The organism is Aestuariivirga litoralis, assembly GCF_003234965.1.
Taxonomy (GTDB): domain Bacteria; phylum Pseudomonadota; class Alphaproteobacteria; order Rhizobiales; family Aestuariivirgaceae; genus Aestuariivirga; species Aestuariivirga litoralis.
The window spans coordinates 76,108-91,818 of record NZ_QKVK01000006.1 but is presented as its reverse complement, the minus strand read 5'-3'; the positions used below and the strand labels follow the sequence as shown (position 1 = coordinate 91,818).

At 65.7% G+C, this 15,711-nt stretch carries 13 protein-coding genes; 8 read left to right on the top strand and 5 right to left on the bottom strand.

The annotated features are described in order from the left end of the window. Positions 1 to 77: 77 nt before the first annotated feature. The 3 genes from DK847_RS21025 to DK847_RS13535 all read right to left on the bottom strand — a co-directional run bounded on the left by DK847_RS21025 (position 78) and on the right by DK847_RS13535 (position 6,485). Positions 78 to 206: a hypothetical protein gene (locus DK847_RS21025; protein ID WP_280956405.1), complete on the bottom strand. Its 129-nt coding sequence runs from the start codon at positions 204 to 206 to the stop codon at positions 78 to 80. A gap of 555 nt (positions 207 to 761) precedes the next feature. Beyond that, complete coding sequence (locus tag DK847_RS13540) at positions 762 to 4,454, bottom strand: vitamin B12-dependent ribonucleotide reductase (protein ID WP_111199060.1); 3,693 nt, start codon at positions 4,452 to 4,454, stop codon at positions 762 to 764. A gap of 489 nt (positions 4,455 to 4,943) precedes the next feature. Next, on the bottom strand, positions 4,944 to 6,485 hold the full coding sequence (locus DK847_RS13535) for a DHA2 family efflux MFS transporter permease subunit (RefSeq protein WP_245414609.1): 1,542 nt from the start codon (positions 6,483 to 6,485) through the stop codon (positions 4,944 to 4,946). 163 nt (positions 6,486 to 6,648) lie between these two features. Here DK847_RS13535 and DK847_RS13530 point away from each other — a divergent pair, with 163 nt between their 5' ends. The 8 genes from DK847_RS13530 (at position 6,649) to DK847_RS13495 (ending at position 13,724) form a co-directional block, all read left to right on the top strand. Continuing rightward, on the top strand, positions 6,649 to 8,664 hold the full coding sequence (locus DK847_RS13530) for a bifunctional DedA family/phosphatase PAP2 family protein (protein WP_111199058.1): 2,016 nt from the start codon (positions 6,649 to 6,651) through the stop codon (positions 8,662 to 8,664). A gap of 91 nt (positions 8,665 to 8,755) precedes the next feature. Next, entirely contained in the window at positions 8,756 to 9,388 is a 633-nt protein-coding gene (locus DK847_RS20635; protein WP_161957274.1) for a PepSY domain-containing protein, read from the top strand. After that, positions 9,388 to 10,056 carry a response regulator transcription factor gene (locus DK847_RS13520; RefSeq protein ID WP_111199056.1) on the top strand — a complete coding sequence of 223 codons (669 nt, stop codon included), beginning with the start codon at positions 9,388 to 9,390 and terminating at the stop codon, positions 10,054 to 10,056. Before DK847_RS20635 ends, DK847_RS13520 begins: the two co-directional genes overlap by 1 nt. Next, a complete protein-coding gene (locus tag DK847_RS13515; protein ID WP_111199055.1) occupies positions 10,053 to 11,402 on the top strand; it encodes a sensor histidine kinase in 1,350 nt (449 codons plus the stop codon). Before DK847_RS13520 ends, DK847_RS13515 begins: the two co-directional genes overlap by 4 nt. Positions 11,403 to 11,506: 104 nt before the next feature. Then, positions 11,507 to 11,905, top strand: coding sequence for an NADH:ubiquinone oxidoreductase subunit NDUFA12 (locus DK847_RS13510; protein WP_111199054.1), 399 nt, complete (start codon positions 11,507 to 11,509; stop codon positions 11,903 to 11,905). Positions 11,906 to 11,968: 63 nt separating this feature from the next. Beyond that, positions 11,969 to 12,502 carry an outer membrane lipid asymmetry maintenance protein MlaD gene (mlaD, locus tag DK847_RS13505; protein ID WP_111199053.1) on the top strand — a complete coding sequence of 178 codons (534 nt, stop codon included), beginning with the start codon at positions 11,969 to 11,971 and terminating at the stop codon, positions 12,500 to 12,502. Further along, the gene (locus DK847_RS13500; protein WP_111199052.1) at positions 12,502 to 13,269 is read left to right on the top strand and encodes a class I SAM-dependent methyltransferase; all 768 of its coding nucleotides are present in this window, start codon (positions 12,502 to 12,504) and stop codon (positions 13,267 to 13,269) included. Before mlaD ends, DK847_RS13500 begins: the two co-directional genes overlap by 1 nt. Beyond that, a complete protein-coding gene (locus DK847_RS13495; RefSeq protein ID WP_111199051.1) occupies positions 13,266 to 13,724 on the top strand; it encodes a DUF2155 domain-containing protein in 459 nt (152 codons plus the stop codon). Before DK847_RS13500 ends, DK847_RS13495 begins: the two co-directional genes overlap by 4 nt. Here DK847_RS13495 and aat read toward each other — a convergent pair. Both aat and accC read right to left on the bottom strand, forming a co-directional pair. After that, positions 13,709 to 14,368 carry a leucyl/phenylalanyl-tRNA--protein transferase gene (gene aat / locus DK847_RS13490; RefSeq protein ID WP_111199050.1) on the bottom strand — a complete coding sequence of 220 codons (660 nt, stop codon included), beginning with the start codon at positions 14,366 to 14,368 and terminating at the stop codon, positions 13,709 to 13,711. The genes DK847_RS13495 and aat overlap by 16 nt on opposite strands. Further along, positions 14,368 to 15,711: an acetyl-CoA carboxylase biotin carboxylase subunit gene (gene accC, locus DK847_RS13485; protein WP_111199049.1), complete on the bottom strand. Its 1,344-nt coding sequence runs from the start codon at positions 15,709 to 15,711 to the stop codon at positions 14,368 to 14,370. Before accC ends, aat begins: the two co-directional genes overlap by 1 nt.

The window sequence follows — 15,711 nt, the reverse complement described above, 5'->3', positions numbered from 1 at the left end:
TTTGGGGCGCAGGCCCCGAAAAGAACTGACCCCGGAAGCTCGCGCTGTCCGGGGTCCAGTCCTGAAGTCTCGGAAGATTACTTCTTCGCGGCCTTCTTGGCGGCCTTCTTGGCCGGCTTCTTAGCGGCCTTCTTGGCAGCCGGCTTCTTGGCGGCCTTCTTGGCGGCCTTCTTGGCAGGCTTCTTCGCAGCTTTCTTCGCAGCCATTGCTGTCTCTCCTAGAGTTGTTAGTGCCCCACAACGCAGGTAAGCCTCACATAGACGGGCAAGCTGGCATGTAAGATCCGAACTTGACCAGTCATCGTCGTGTTTTCTGCACCCGCTTGTGTGATTCGGCAATATGCCGAACAACATCTTGTATGCTCACGTATTCTCTCTAACAATCGGTAAACGCTCGGAAAAACCGCGAAACCGTGCGTACACGGACAAAAACCGCAATTCATCGCGAAAACCCAATAAAACAAGGCTTTCCGGCACTCGTCAGCCTACGGACGAACCCCGCTTTCCGCACCTCCTTCAGGCGTTGCCTCGTGTCAAGACAGGCGGTGATCGCGCCGAAGAAAGTGTGGATAAATTTTCGGCAAGGGCCTCCTCGAAGCCCATGCGAAGCCCTTCAGATGGCCCGTGAGTACCCCTCGTCGATGCGCGGATGAGGCATCACTCGCAGTGGGGCGTGCCTCTCCAGCACCCATCCTGGAGCACGAAAGCAGAGAGGCCGGAACATGTCCGGCCTCTCCGACGTCTCAGATGTTCTGCTTGAGGTTACGAGCAGCCGCTCGTCGAGCCGCAGGTGTCGCACTTCAGGCAGGTGCCGTTCCGCACCATGGTGAAGTTGCCGCATTCGGAGCAGCTCTCGCCTTCATAGCCCTTCATGCGCGCCTCGGCGCGGCGGTCATTGGCCGAGATCACCGCAGTGGTGGTCTCGACAGCCACTGCCAGTTCCTGGCGGGTGGTCGTCACCTGTGCCGGTGTATCGACGAGGGCCAGCGCACCATCGGCCCGCGCCGTCACCGCCGCGGCGGTGGCCGCTGCCGGCATCGGCTGCGATGACGACATCACCACCACGTTGGAGGTGGCGAGGTTGGGCCGCCGCACGAAACCGGAGGACAGGACGCGCGCTGCGGGAACCCGCGGCGCTTCGCCCGAACCTTCTCCCTTGCCCAGCGAGTCGAAGCCCATCTCTGAGGGCTCGACATGGGCGAGGTCGCTGCGGCCGAGATAGGACACGGCCAACTCGCGGAACACGTAGTCGAGGATCGACGTGGCGTTCTTGATCGAGTCATTGCCCTGCACCATGCCGGCGGGCTCGAACTTGGTGAAGGTGAAGGCGTCGACGAACTCCTCCAGCGGCACGCCGTACTGGAGGCCGACCGACACGGCGATGGCGAAATTGTTCATCATGGCACGGAGGGCAGCACCTTCCTTGTGCATGTCGATGAAGATCTCGCCCAGCTTGCCGTCGTCATATTCGCCGGTGCGGAGATAGACCTTGTGGCCGCCCACCACCGACTTCTGGGTATAGCCCTTGCGGCGGTTGGGGAGCTTGAGGCGCGAACGCTCGCGCTCCACCACGCGTTCCACGATCTTCTCGACCACCGTCTCGACCCGGGCCGCGACCGTCTTGGTCATCAGCGCCTCGGCCACCTCGTCGGCATCCTCGTCATCATCCGAGATGAGCTGGGCGGAGAGGGGCTGCGACAGCTTGGAGCCGTCGCGGTAGAGCGCGTTGGCCTTCAGCGCCAGCTTCCAGGACAGCATGTAGGCATTGGCGCAGTCCTCGACCGCCGCGTCGTTCGGCATGTTGATGGTCTTGGAGATGGCGCCCGAGATGAAGGGCTGGCTCGCCGCCATCATGCGGATGTGGCTCTCGACCGAGAGGTAGCGCTTGCCGAGGCGGCCGCAGGCATTGGCGCAGTCGAAGACGGGCAGGTGCTCGTCCTTGAGACCGGGGGCACCTTCCAGCGTCATCGCACCGCAGACATGGATGTTGGCCTTGTCGATATCGGCCCGCGAGAAGCCCAGGTGCGCCAGCATGTCGAAGCCGAAGTCGTTGAGCTGCTCGTCGGAGACGCCCAGCACGGAGCGGCAGAATTCCTCGCCCAGCGTCCACTTGTTGAACACGAACTTGATGTCGAAGGCAGACGCCAGGCCGCCCTCGATCTTGGCGATCTGCTCGTCGCCGAAGCCCTTGGACTTCAGCGCCTTGTGATTGATGCCGGGGGCATCGGCCAGCGTGCCGTGGCCCACGGCATAGGCGATGATCTTCTCGATCTCGTCGGCACCATAGCCCAGCGTGCGGAGCGCTTCCGGCACCGCCTGGTTGATGATCTTGAAGTAGCCGCCACCCGCCAGCTTCTTGAACTTCACCAGCGCGAAGTCCGGCTCGATGCCGGTGGTGTCGCAGTCCATGACGAGGCCGATCGTGCCGGTGGGCGCGATGACGGTGGCCTGGGCGTTGCGATAGCCGTGCTCCTCGCCCAGCGAGACCGCGAGGTCCCAGGCGCGGCGGGCCGCGACGGCCAGGTCCTTGTCCTTCAGGTCCGTCTCGTCGAGCGCCACCGGAATGGTGCGCAGGCCCTCGTAGCCGACCGCAGCGCCATAGGCGGCGCGGCGGTGGTTCTTCATGACGCGCAGCATGTGCTCGCGGTTCTTGGCGAAGCCCTGGAAGGGGCCGAGCTCCTTCGCCATCTCGGCGGAGGTGGCATAGGAGATGCCGGTCATGATGGCCGAGATGGCAGCGCAGATGGCGCGGCCCTCATGGCTGTCATAGGGGATGCCGGCGGTCATGAGGAGGCCGCCGATATTGGCGAAGCCCAGGCCCAGCGTGCGGAACTCGTAGGAGAGCTTGGCGATCTCCTTCGACGGGAACTGCGCCATCATCACCGAGATCTCGAGCACCATGGTCCACAGCCGGACGGCATGCTCGAAGGAGGCGATGTCGAACTTGGCCGTCACCGGATCGCGGAACTGGATCAGGTTCAGCGAGGCGAGGTTGCAGGCCGTGTCGTCGAGGAACATGTATTCCGAGCACGGGTTCGACGCGCGGATCTGGCCGGAAGCCGGGCAGGTGTGCCAGTCGTTGATGGTGGTGTGGTACTGGATGCCGGGGTCGGCCGAGGCCCAGGCGGCATAGGCGATCTTGTCCCACAGCGTCGAAGCCTTGACGGTCTTCGTCACCTTGGAGGTGAGGCGCGACTTGAGCTGCCAGTCGAGGTCGCGTTCGACGGCGAGCAGGAACTCGTCGGTGACGCGCACCGAATTGTTGGAGTTCTGGCCGGAGACGGTGCGATAGGCCTCGCCGTCCCAGTCGGTGTCATAGGTGTCGAACTCCAGCTCCTTGTAGCCCTGCTTGGCGAACTGGATGACGCGCTTGATGTAGTTGTCGGAGACCAGCGCCTTGCGGGCGTCCTTCACCGCGCGCTTCAGCGCCGGGTTCTTCTCGATCTCGTAGCAGTCGCCGTCCGGGCCCTCGCAGTTGACGCAGGCCTTCATCACGGCTTGGAGGTGCTTCTTGACGGTCTTGGAACCGGTGACGAGGGCCGCCACCTTCTGTTCCTCGCGGACCTTCCAGTCCACGAATTCCTCGACGTCCGGATGGTCGACGTCGACGATCACCATCTTGGCCGCACGCCTTGTGGTGCCGCCCGACTTGATGGCGCCCGCCGCGCGGTCGCCGATCTTGAGGAAGCTCATCAGGCCCGACGACTTGCCGCCGCCCGACAGCTTCTCGTTCTCGCCGCGCAGCTCCGAGAAGTTGGAGCCCGTGCCGGAACCGTACTTGAACAGGCGCGCCTCGCGCACCCAGAGATCCATGATGCCGCCCTCGTTGACGAGGTCGTCGGCCACCGACTGGATGAAGCAGGCATGGGGCTGCGGATGCTCATAGGCCGACTTGGACTTGGTCATGCGGCCGGTGTCAGGGTCGACGTAATAGTGGCCCTGGCCAGGGCCATCGATGCCATAGGCCCAATGGAGCCCGGTGTTGAACCACTGCGGCGAGTTGGGGGCGCACTTCTGGGTGGCGAGCATGAAGCACATCTCGTCATAGAAGGCGCGCGCGTCCTCCTCGGTGTTGAAGTATTTGCCCTTCCAGCCCCAGTAGGTCCAGGTGCCGGCGAGACGGTTGAACACCTGGGTGGAGGACCGCTCACCCGTGTAGCGCTCCTTCTCGGGCAGCTTGGCCAGCGCCTCTTCATCGGGCACGGAGCGCCACAGCCAGGACGGGACGGTCTCTTCCTCGACGCGCTTCAGCACGGCCGGAACGCCCGCCTTGCGGAAATACTTCTGCGCCAGAATGTCGGTCGCCACCTGGCTCCAGGACGAGGGGACGTCGATGTCCGCCAGGCGGAAAACCACCGAGCCATCCGGGTTCTTGATTTCACTGGTGGCGCGGCGGAAATCGAGTTCCGCGTAAGCATCCTGCCCTGCCTTGGTGTAGCGGCGTTCAATGCGCATTCTTTTCAAGTCCCTCTGTCAAATTCGTTGCCACGAGCACGCAAAAAGCTGCCCGAGGTGCTCCATCCACCCAGTTGCAAGACACACACACCCTGTCCCCGGAAACTGCCGTCCCCGAGCTTGTTCGGCTCTTCTTTCGAGTGTTCCGTGGCGGATGTGGCTGCCCCCGCAACCCAATCCACTCAGCCCCTCAGCCTTTGATCCGAATGTAGTACCGCAGAGGCCGGGGCGTCAATACATAGTGTCTTAACGAAAGATTAACACCAGATATTGTGCCTTAAGCCCGCAGCGCGCCGCTCACATGCACAGGTTCATCCGATTCTGCCGGTAAGCTCAAGAACTCACTTGGCTTATGCGCGCTGTCCACAGGGGGGGCCTCGCCGGCCGGGTGGTAAACGCCGCAAGGTCAAGTGTGCCATCCGGCAGCCGCATCCTGCGGGGGCTGCACCTGCGGGGGCGTTCCGGCACCCGCGATCTTCGCGCCTGGCGCTAGAATTCCGCCTGTTGTCCCAGCGGCACGCCTGGTTTCGGCTCCCGAATCGGGCCGAGCATCACCAGCAGCACCAGGGCGATCAGCGTGGCGCCCCCCATCAGCAGCCAGGCCTCGTTCACGGCCACCGTCACCGCCCCTTCCTGGATGACGTCCATCACGCCCAGCAGGCCCATCGGATCGGTGGGGTCGGGGAGTTCGTCGGCGGTGATCTGCAGGAAGCGGGCGGCGGCCTCGGGATCGCTGGTCATCAGGTCCTTGATGCGGTCGGCATGTTCGGCCGAGCGGGTGAACAGCAGTGTGTCGATGAGGGCGATGCCGATGATGCCACCGAGCGCGCGGGACAGGTTGTAGAGGCCGCTCGCGTCGCTCACCTTCTCGGGTGGCAGGAAACCCATGGCGAAGCGCGTCACCGGCACGATGCACAGGCCGAGCGCCACGCCGCGCACCACCTGCGGCCAGAACAGCTCGTCATAGCCAGAAAGCCGCGTTTCGAAGCCGCTCATGGCCAGGCCCGCGGCAAACAGGGCGAATCCCACCATGCTCAGGAAGCGCGCCGGCATCACCCTGTCGAGCAGCACCGAGAGCGGGGCGGACACCAGCTGCGCCGCGCCGGTCACGATCATCACGGTGCCAATCTCGATCGGCCCCAGGTAGCGCACCAGCGACAGGAAGACCGGCAGCAGGTAGACCGACCCGTAGAGACCAATGCCGAGGATGAAGCTCAGCGCGCAGCCATAGGCGAGGTAGCGGTCGCGGAACAGGCTGAAGTCCACCGCCGGGCGCGGCCTGATGATGGTGAGCGTCAGCAGCAGCGCGAAGCCGGCGAACAGCGCCAGCGTCACCGGCGAGAACCAGCCCATGTCGGGCGCTTCCTTCAGCCCGATCTCGAGGCAGGCCAGCGAAATGGCGATGAACAGGATCGACACGAAGTCGAGGTCGCGCAGCAGCCCCAGTTCCATCCGCTCGCGCGGCAGGCACAGGGCGCCGAGGACAAGCGTGATGGCGCCCGGCACGGTGTTGATCAGGAACAGCCACTGCCAGGAGAAGGTTTCGGTGATGAGGCCGCCGACGATGGGCCCGGTCGAGGGGGCGATCACCGCCACCACCGCCGCCAGCACCGTGGCGATTCCCTGTTCGGTGCCCGGTTTGAACAGCAGGAACACGGCGGCGAAGACCAGCGGCATCAGCACGCCGGCGGCCATGCCCTGCAACACGCGGAACGCCACCAGCGTGGCAAAGCCATTGCTGAGGGCGCAGCCCACCGAGGCGGCCGTGAACATGACGATGGCGATGATCAGCAGCCGCCGCATGGAGAACATGCGCATCAGCACGCCGGTCAGCGGAATCGTGACGATTTCGGCGATGAGATAGGAGGTCTGCACCCAGCTCATCCGGTCGGCACCGATCTTCAGCGCCTTCTCGATGACGCCGAGCGAGGTGATGACGATCTGGATGTCCAGCACCGCCATGAACATGCCGATGCACAGCGCGGCGAAGCCCAGCCACTTGCGGGTTTCGCTCAAGGGTTTGGCAGCCAATGCACTTTCCGTCATTTGGGCGGCACTATGGACCAGCCGTCAGGCCGATCCAATGGCCCATACGCAGTTGTGAGACTTGTATTTGCCATGGCCCCGATTCTGCTATGAACCCAGACGTGACCAGCCAGACCCCCCGCCGTGCCGAAGGAACCGTCCTGCCGTGATGGACTATATCCAACCCTATCTGGACTATTTCACCGCCAATCCGGAGTGGGCGCTCGTCATCATTTTCCTCATCTCGCTGGGTGAGGCGCTGCTGATCATCGGCCTGTTCGTGCCCTCGACGGCGGTCCTCGTCGGGGCGGGCGTGCTCGTGGGAACCGGTCACCTCGGCTTCTGGCCGGTGATCATCGCCACCGCGGTGGGCTGCATCGTGGGCGACCAGATCTCCTACTGGGCTGGCCGGCTGTTCGGCGAGCGGCTGAAGACCATGTGGCCGCTCAGCCTCTATCCGCAGCTCGTCGCCAAGGGCGAGGACTTCGTGCGCGTGCATGGCGGCAAGTCCATCGCCATCGGGCGCTTCGTGCCGGGGGTGAAGTCGGTCGTGCCGGGCATCGTCGGTATGTTCGGCATGAACCAGCTGTTCTTCATCTTCGTCAACGTCACGTCCGGCATCTTCTGGTCCTTCGCCCATGTGGTGCCCGGCGTGCTGATCGGCCAGGGCCTGGCCTTCGCGGGCGAGCTCTCGGGGCGGCTGCTCGTGGTGCTGCTGGTGCTGCTGGTTGTCCTGGCGCTGGCCGGCTTCATCATCCGGCTGGCCGCCGCCGGCGTGTCGCCCTTTCTCAACCACCTGCTGGCCCGCGTGTCGGCCTGGGCCCGCGCCAGGCGTGGCCGCTCCTGGCAGCGCTTTGCCAGGGCCGTCTCGCCCGACAATCCGCGCTCGGTGATGATCGTGCTGTTCGCCGCCATCATTTTCACCGGCATCATTGCCTTTGCCAATCTCGCCATCCGGGCGGCCTCCCAAAACGCCGTTTCCAACATCGACGTTTCCGTGGCCACCCTGATGCGCGAATCGCGCAATGCGCCGGGCGACGAGCTGATGACGGTCATCACCATGATGGGTGACACCGTGGTGATGACGGCGCTCGCCCTCACCATCCTCGGCTGGCTGGTGTGGCACAAGGCCTATCGCGCCGCCTGGGCGGCGGGCTTCGCCATCCTGGCCGCGAAGCTGTTCGAGCTGGCGATGAAGCTCGGCCTGCAGCGGGCGCGGCCCACCGAGCTTTCCTATTCGGGGGCCAGCATCTTCAGCTTCCCCTCGGGGCACGCCACCATGGCGGCGGTGATCTTCGGCATCCTCGCGGTGCTGGTCAGTCATTCCATGGGCCGCTGGGGCAGGGCGGTGGTCTATGCGCTCTGCGCCATTCTCGTCGTGGCCATCGCCTATTCGCGCCTCTATCTCGGCGCCCACTGGCTGTCAGACGTGCTGGCCGGCCTCACCTTCGGCGTGGTGATGATGGCGGCCTTCGGTGTCGCGATCGAGGCCATTCCGCCCCGGCGCATCAAGCCGCTCGGACTGTTCGCGGCGGCCCTCGTGGTGTTCCTCGCCGCCGGGGCGCTGCATGTGGCCACCGGCTTCACCCGGGCCAGCGAGATGTATGCGGTGCCGCAGCCGCAGATCCTGGTTCCCGTCGCGCAGTGGGTGGAGAAGGACTGGCAGAAGCTTCCCGCCCGGCGCATCGACATGGCGGGCCGGCCGGGCGAAACCTTCATCGCCCAGTTTGCCGGCAACCTCGACCTTCTGGCCACCCAGCTCGAAGCCGGTGGATGGACCCCAACCCCGGTATGGACATGGCGCGAAAGCCTGCCCTACCTCAACCCCAATGCCGCCTTGCCGGACCTCGCGCCGCGGCCCGCCCTGCATGAAGGCCTCAAGGCCAAGCTTACGCTCACCCGCAGCGCACCGGGCGATGGTCCGGGCCGCGAGGTGATCCGCATCTACAAGACCGGCCTCGCCGCCGCGGAGGGCACGGTCTACAAGCCGATCTATCTGGTGAGCCTCACGCGGGAGGTGATGAACAATGGCTTCAACCTCTATGCCATTCCCTCGCAGCGCCCCGCATCGGACGCCGACATCGCCGACCTGCGCGGTGAACTTGCCCGCGCCCAGGGCCTGTCGGTGCTGTCGCAGCATGACCGGGCCGGCATGGTTCAGGATCTGATCACCGCCATCCCGTGACGTGAAAGCGGCGAAATCGGCAAGCAGGCGTTGCGGGCATGAAGGACTTTGTCAGCAAGCTGAAAGATCGCTACAGCTAAGGCACAGTGTCATGACGAATTCCTTCTCAAAACCCCGCATCCGGCGCCGTGGCGCAGTGCTGTTCCTGCTGTCTGGTCTGGTTGCGGTTTCGCCCGCGGCAAGCCTGTTGGCCACCCCCGCCTTAGCCGACAAGGGCAGTGGCGGCGGTGATTCAGGTTCGGGCGGTGGCGACGATGGCGGCGGCAGCGACGGTGGCGGCGGCAGCGACGGCGGCGGCGGCAACGACGGTGGCGGCGATGACGGCGGCGGCGATGACGGCGGCGGCGATGACGGCGGCGGCGATGACGGCGGCGGTGATGACGGCGGTGGCGACGACGGCGGCGGCAGTGACGGCGGCGGCTCGGGCAGCGGTGGAAGCGGCTCCGGCAAGTCGTCCTCGTCCAGTGGCAAGTCCGGTTCAGGGCAGGCGACGCAGGCCAAGGATGGCGATCTCGCCAAGCGCCTGAAGAACCGCATTGCGCCGGTTGGCGAGGTCGAGGCCCTGGCGCGCAAGGCCAAGCCCGGCGAGGTCATCGACGTGAAGCTCTACCGCGAACGCAAGACCTACGTCTATCGCGTCAAGGTCATGCAGCGCAGCGGTTCCATCTATGACCTGAAGTTCGATGCGGTGACCCGCCGCCTGCTGAGTGTGAGGGAACGCTGATGCAGGTGCTGCTGGTCGAGGACGAGGTGATGGTGGCGCGTGCCCTGTCCGACGCGCTGCGCAAGTCCGGCCTGGCGGTGGACCATGCGCAGGATGGCGAGGAGGCCTGGTACATGGCCGGCACCGGCCAGTATGCCGCCATCGTGCTCGACATCGGCCTGCCGCGACTTGACGGCATGAGCGTGATGAAGCGCTTGCGCAGCGAAGGTGTTGCTACGCCCATCCTGATCCTCAGCGCGCGCGGCAGCTGGCCCGAGCGGGTTGCCGGCATCAATGCCGGGGCGGATGACTACCTGCCCAAGCCCTTCGAGACGGAAGAGCTTCTCGCCCGGGTTCATGGCCTCATCCGGCGCAGCAGCGGCAACACCGCAGCGCGCCTCGGTGGAGGCGGCCTCGAGATCGACCCCGCTTCGGCGACCGTCACGGTCAATGGCAGCCCGGTGGAACTCACCCAGATGGAATACCGCCTGCTGTTCCACCTCGTCTCGCACATGGGCAAGGTCATCGGTGCGGCGGAACTCGCCGAGTCGCTCTACTCCCACAATCATGAGCGCGATACCAATGCCGTCGAGGTTCTGGTGGGGCGCCTGCGCCGCAAGATCGGCAAGGACTTCATCACCACCCGCCGCGGCTTCGGCTATGCCTTCCGGGAACAGGCCGAGAGTTGAGCTGGTCGCTCAGGAAACGCTTCCTCGTCACCTCGCTCGGCGTCAGTGCCGCCGCCCTCGTGGCGGCTGGCATCTTCCTTTATGTTCTGTTCGAGCGCGACTTCATGGCCCGCGTCCAGTCCGAGACGCACAACCAGCTGATGCAGCTGGTCAGCGGCCTCGAGGTGGACGAGGCCGGCAAGGTCATCAAGACCCAGGCGATGACCGATCCGCGCTTCCGCCAGCCCTCGAGCGGGCTCTACTGGCAGGTGGAATCGAAGACCGGCGAGGTGCTGCGCTCGCGCTCGCTGTGGGACGCGACACTCTCCACGGGCGACCAGCCCTGGCGCGACATCGACGCGCCCGAGGCCTTTCCCGGCCCCTTCAACGAACCGGTTCTGGTCCATGCCAGGCTGATCTCGCTGGGCGAGGGCGCCCAGCGCCAGCAGCTCCGCGTGATGATCGCCGTCAATGAGAGCGAGGTGACCACGCCCACCCAGCATTTCGCGGTCAACCTCCTGCTGTCGCTCCTCGTGCTCGGCCTTGCCATGATGGTGGTGAGTGCGGCCCAGCTCGGCATGGTGATGGCGCCCATCACCGCGCTGCGCAATTCGGTGCGCGACATCCGTGATGGCAAGGCGACGCGGGTGACGGGTGAATATCCGGTGGAAATCGAGCCGGTGGTGGGCAAGCTCAATTCGCTCCTCGAGCAGCGCGAGCAGATGGTCGAGCGCGCCCGCTCGCGCGCCGGCAATTTCGCCCACAGTCTCAAGACACCGCTCACCGTCATCGACACGCTGCTCCCCGAGTTGCGCAACCGCGGGCACCACGCCACGGCGGGCGAGATCGGCAAGCAGACGGCGCAGCTCCGCAAGCATGCCGACCGCGAACTGGCGCGCGCCCGCATGGCTGGCGGCCATGGCGAGCCGGTGCGCGATGTGCGCGCGGTGCTGGAGGAGATCGTCACGACCATGCGCCACCTGCCGCGCGGCCGCGACATCGACTTCGTCATCGAGGTTCCTCAGGGCGCTGCCATCCGCATGGACCGTGACGACTTCATCGAACTCATTGCCAATGTTCTCGACAATGCCCGCAAATGGGCCCGCACCCGGACGCTGATCCGGCTCGAGCCGGGCGAGGGCGAGATGCTTCTCAGCGTCAGCGACGACGGGCCCGGCATTGCCCTTCCCGACATGGGCAAGATCGTCGAGCGCGGGCGCCGCCTCGACGAGGGAACCGAGGGGTCCGGCATCGGCCTCGCCATCGTCAACGACATCGCCGATGCCTGCAACCTGCGCACCACCTTCGGCCCGTCGGAACTGGGCGGGCTCAGCTTCAGCGTGGCACTGCCGGCCGCCCGCGCCTGAAAGCCCCGGGCAGGAGGCCAATTCGGCACTGGACGGAAGAGGCCCGTTCCGCCATATTCCGCCGCGATTTCAGGGGCCCCATGGCCCGCAACGGACGAGTCGAGATGCTATTCCTGAAGCAGCTTTTCACCTGGTGGAACGGCCAGACGCTCAACACGCGGTTCTACACCTGGCGCAAGGGCAACTATGTCGGGGCCGACCAGTTCGGCAACAAGTACTACCGTGCCAAGTCGGCGCTGCCGCAGTCCATCGCCGAGCGCCGCTGGGTGGTCTACAACGGCTATTCCGAGGCCTCCAGCATTCCGCCCGGCTGGCATGGCTGGATGCACCACCGCACCGATGTGCCGCCGACCGAGGAAAACTACACCCCGCGGGAGTGGCAGAAGCCCTATGTCCCGAACCAGACCGGAACCCCCAATGCCTACCGGCCGAAGGGTTCCATCCTGTCGGGGGCCAAGCCCGCGCCGCGCGCCGCGGATTATTCCGCCTGGCGGCCCGAGTAAGGCCCGTCACATTTCGGCTGGGGTTCTGCATTATGCCCGGCCCGACTTCAGAGGAGCGGCGGCGTGAAGAATTCGACGGTTGAAACCCTGATCGGCGCGGCGGTGATTCTCATTGCGGCGGCCTTCTTCTTCTTTGCCTACCAGACCTCGGGCAAGGGCCATGCCTCCGGCGCCTATCGCGTCAGCGCCGAATTCGACAATGCCGAAGGCGTCAGCGTCGGCACCGACGTGCGGGTGGCCGGCGTCAAGATCGGCTCGGTCGTCGACTTCACCCTCAACACCGAGAATTTCCAGGCCAACACGGTCATGGAACTCGATCCCAAGGTGAAGCTCACCGACGACGCCACCGCCAAGGTCACTTCCGAGGGCCTGCTCGGCTCCAAGTTCATCGCGCTGGAGCAGGGCGGGTCGGAAACCATGCTCGCCGATGGTGGGGTCATCTCCAACACGCAAGGCGCGGTCGACATCTGGTCGCTCATCAGCCAGGCGATGTTCGCCAACAAGGGTCCGGGGGACCAGCCTCCGGCAACCAGCACCGATGGCGACCAGGGCACCCCGGAGCAGGGCGTGCCCGCCACCGACACCCAGACCCCGTGATGGCGGAGGCCCGCCCCGATCCGCGCCTCCAGCAATGGTCCGCCGGGTCATATGACACCCACGCGCGCTTCGTGTCCGACCTTGCGTCGGGAGTGGTCGATTGGCTGGCGCCCCGGGCAGGCGAGCGCATTCTCGATGTCGGTTGCGGCGATGGGGTGCTGACCGCCGAATTGCGTGACCGCGGCGTCGATGTGGTCGGTGTCGATTCGAGCGCGGATTTCATCGCGGCGGCCCAGGCCCGCGGCCTCGATGCACGCCTCATGGACGGCGAGGCCCTCGCCTTCGGGCCCGAATTCGATGCCGTGTTTTCAAATGCCGCGCTGCACTGGATGCCGCAGGCCGATGACGTCGTCGCCGGCATCGCCCGTGCGCTGAAGCCGGGCGGCCGCTTCGTGGCGGAGTTCGGCGGCCATGGCAATGTGGCGGCCATCGTCACCGCCATGCGGGCCGTGGGCCTGAGCCGCGGCGGCGACCTTGCGCTGGCCAACCCGTGGTACTTTCCCGCGCCGCAGGTCTACCAGGCGGTGCTGGAGCGCCATGGCTTCAGCGTCAGCCGCATTGCCCTCATTCCCAGGCCGGTCGTGCTGAAGACCGGCATCGAGGGCTGGCTCATGCTGTTCCGCAAGCCGTTCTTCGCGCAGTTCGGCGCAAACGCGCAGCAGGCGCTGGCAGAAACCGTGGATCTCCTGCGCCCGGCGCTGTGCGACGCCGAGGGCAACTGGACGGCGGATTATGTGCGGCTGCGCGTCGAGGCGGTGAAGCCATGATCCGCAGGTTGCTCGCCACCCTGATGGCGTCGTTGGCGGCCAGCAGTCCGGCCATGGCGGATCGCACCGCCAACCCGATCGCGCTCTTCGCGGGGCTGGACAAGATCACCGGCGTCACCACCACCTTCGAGATCCCGATCGGCGAGGAGCGCCAGTTCGGCGGCGTGATCGTGAGGCCCGAGGTGTGCTACACGCGCCCCGTCACCGAGGAACCCAAGACCACCAGTTTCGTGAAGGTCGACCAGGTCGAGGCCGACAAGACGCGCAAGCCCATCTTCTCCGGCTGGATGTTCGCCGAAAGCCCCGGCCTCAATGCCATGGAACACGCCACCTATGACGTGTGGCTCACCGGCTGCCGTGATCCCAACGCCCCGCCGCCCGCCGTCGAAACGGCCCCTGCGGCCGATGCCGGTGGCCAGCCGGACAAGCCGAAGGAAGATCAGCCGGAAGACTGAGGCGTGGTGGCCCAGGCCAGAACGGCCTCCGCGTCGTCATCCTGCCGGAAGGCGAGGAAGTCGGCGTCGCGGTCGAGCAGCGGTTCCATGATCCTGTGATATTCGGCGCGCGGCATGGCGACGGCGCCCAGCCGCTCGAGGTGAGGGTTCACGAACTGCGCATCGAGAAGGCCGAAGCCGCCGCGGTTGAGCCGCGCCACCAGGTGCACCAGCGCCACCTTCGAGGCATCCGTGGCGCGCGAGAACATGCTCTCGCCAAAGAACACCGAACCGATGCGCACGCCATAGAGCCCGCCCACCAGCTCGCCATCGACCCGGCATTCCACGCTGTGGCAGCAGCCCATGCGGTGAAGCTGCGTATAGAGCGCCTTGATGCGGCCGTTGATCCAGGTCGAGCGCCGCTCCGGCGTTTTCGCCGCACAGGCGGCGATGACGGCGGGGAAGTCGCGGTCGACGCTCACCTCGAAGATCTTCCGCCGCACTGTCTTGCGCAGCGAATGCGAGATCTTCAGTCCGTCGAGCGGGATGATCCCGCGCTCCTCCGGTTCGACCCAGTAGAGCGCATTGTCCTCGGCACTTTCCGCCATCGGAAAGATGCCCGCCGCATAGGCGCGCAGCAGGATCTGTGGCGTGATCGAGCTCATCACGCCTGGCGGGCGAGGTAATGCTCCAGCCAGTGGATGTCGTAATGGCCGTCGATGATGTCGGGTTCGGCCAGGAGCTGCTGGAACAGCGGAATGGTGGTCTCGATGCCTTCCACCACGAATTCGCTCAGCGCGCGCTTCAGGCGCATCATGCATTCGGTGCGGCTCTTGCCGGACACGATCAGCTTGCCGATCAGGCTGTCATAATAGGGCGGGATGCGATAGCCGGCATAGAGAGCCGAGTCGACGCGCACGCCAAGGCCGCCGGGGAAGTGCACCGCGTCCACCCGGCCCGGCGAGGGCGCGAAGGTCGTCGGGTTCTCGGCATTGATGCGGCACTCGATGGCGTGGCCGGAGAAGGAAATGTCCGACTGCGTATAGGCTAGGTCGGCGCCCGAGGCGACGCGCAGCTGCTCCTGCACCAGGTCGAGGCCGGTGATCGCTTCCGTCACCGGGTGCTCCACCTGCAGGCGGGTGTTCATCTCGATGAAGTAGAACTCGCCATTCTCATAGAGGAACTCGATGGTGCCCACGCCCTCATAGCCGAGCTTCTCCATGGCGCGTGCCACGCGGCTGCCGATCTCGTCACGCTGGTGCGCGTTGAGGGCAGGCGAATGCGCCTCTTCCCAGATCTTCTGGTGGCGCCGCTGCAGCGAGCAGTCGCGCTCGCCCAGGTGCACCGCGCGGCCCTTGCCGTCGCCCAGCACCTGGATCTCGATGTGGCGCGGCTTCTCGAGATATTTCTCGATATAGACGTCGCCATTGCCGAAGGCGGCCTTGGCCTCCGACTGTGCCGTGCTCATGGCGATCTCGAGGTCGGCCTCGCTGCGCGCCACCTTCATGCCGCGCCCGCCGCCACCGGCGGTGGCCTTGATGATGACCGGATAACCGATGTCCCTGGCCACGCGCTTGGCTTCGTCGATGTCGTTGACGCCGCCTTCGGATCCCGGCACCACGGGGATGCCCAGTTCCTGCGCCGTCAGCTTTGCCGTGATCTTGTCGCCCATGATGCGGATGTGCTCCGCCGAAGGGCCGATGAACTTGATGCCGTGCTCGGTCAGGATGTCGGCAAAGCGCGCATTCTCGGAGAGGAAGCCATAGCCCGGGTGCACGGCTTCAGCACCGGTGATCTCGCAGGCCGCGACGATGGCGGGGATGTTGAGATAGCTGTCGCGCGCCGGCGGCGGGCCGATGCAAACGCTCTCGTCGGCGAGCCGCACATGCATGGCATCGGCGTCGGCGGTCGAGTGCACGGCCACCGTCTGGATGCCGAGTTCGCGGCAGGCGCGCAACACGCGGAGTGCGATTTCACCCCGGTTGGCGATGAGGACCTTGTCGAACAT

Coding starts and splice junctions, on each gene's coding strand:
- DK847_RS21025 (WP_280956405.1), bottom strand. CDS start 206: ATGGCTGCGAAGAAAGCTGCGAAGAAGCCTGCCAAGAAGGCCGCCAAG.
- DK847_RS13540 (WP_111199060.1), bottom strand. CDS start 4,454: ATGCGCATTGAACGCCGCTACACCAAGGCAGGGCAGGATGCTTACGCG.
- DK847_RS13530 (WP_111199058.1), top strand. CDS start 6,649: ATGGACTATATCCAACCCTATCTGGACTATTTCACCGCCAATCCGGAG.
- DK847_RS20635 (WP_161957274.1), top strand. CDS start 8,756: ATGACGAATTCCTTCTCAAAACCCCGCATCCGGCGCCGTGGCGCAGTG.
- DK847_RS13520 (WP_111199056.1), top strand. CDS start 9,388: ATGCAGGTGCTGCTGGTCGAGGACGAGGTGATGGTGGCGCGTGCCCTG.
- DK847_RS13510 (WP_111199054.1), top strand. CDS start 11,507: ATGCTATTCCTGAAGCAGCTTTTCACCTGGTGGAACGGCCAGACGCTC.
- DK847_RS13500 (WP_111199052.1), top strand. CDS start 12,502: ATGGCGGAGGCCCGCCCCGATCCGCGCCTCCAGCAATGGTCCGCCGGG.
- DK847_RS13495 (WP_111199051.1), top strand. CDS start 13,266: ATGATCCGCAGGTTGCTCGCCACCCTGATGGCGTCGTTGGCGGCCAGC.
- aat (WP_111199050.1), bottom strand. CDS start 14,368: ATGAGCTCGATCACGCCACAGATCCTGCTGCGCGCCTATGCGGCGGGC.
- accC (WP_111199049.1), bottom strand. CDS start 15,711: ATGTTCGACAAGGTCCTCATCGCCAACCGGGGTGAAATCGCACTCCGC.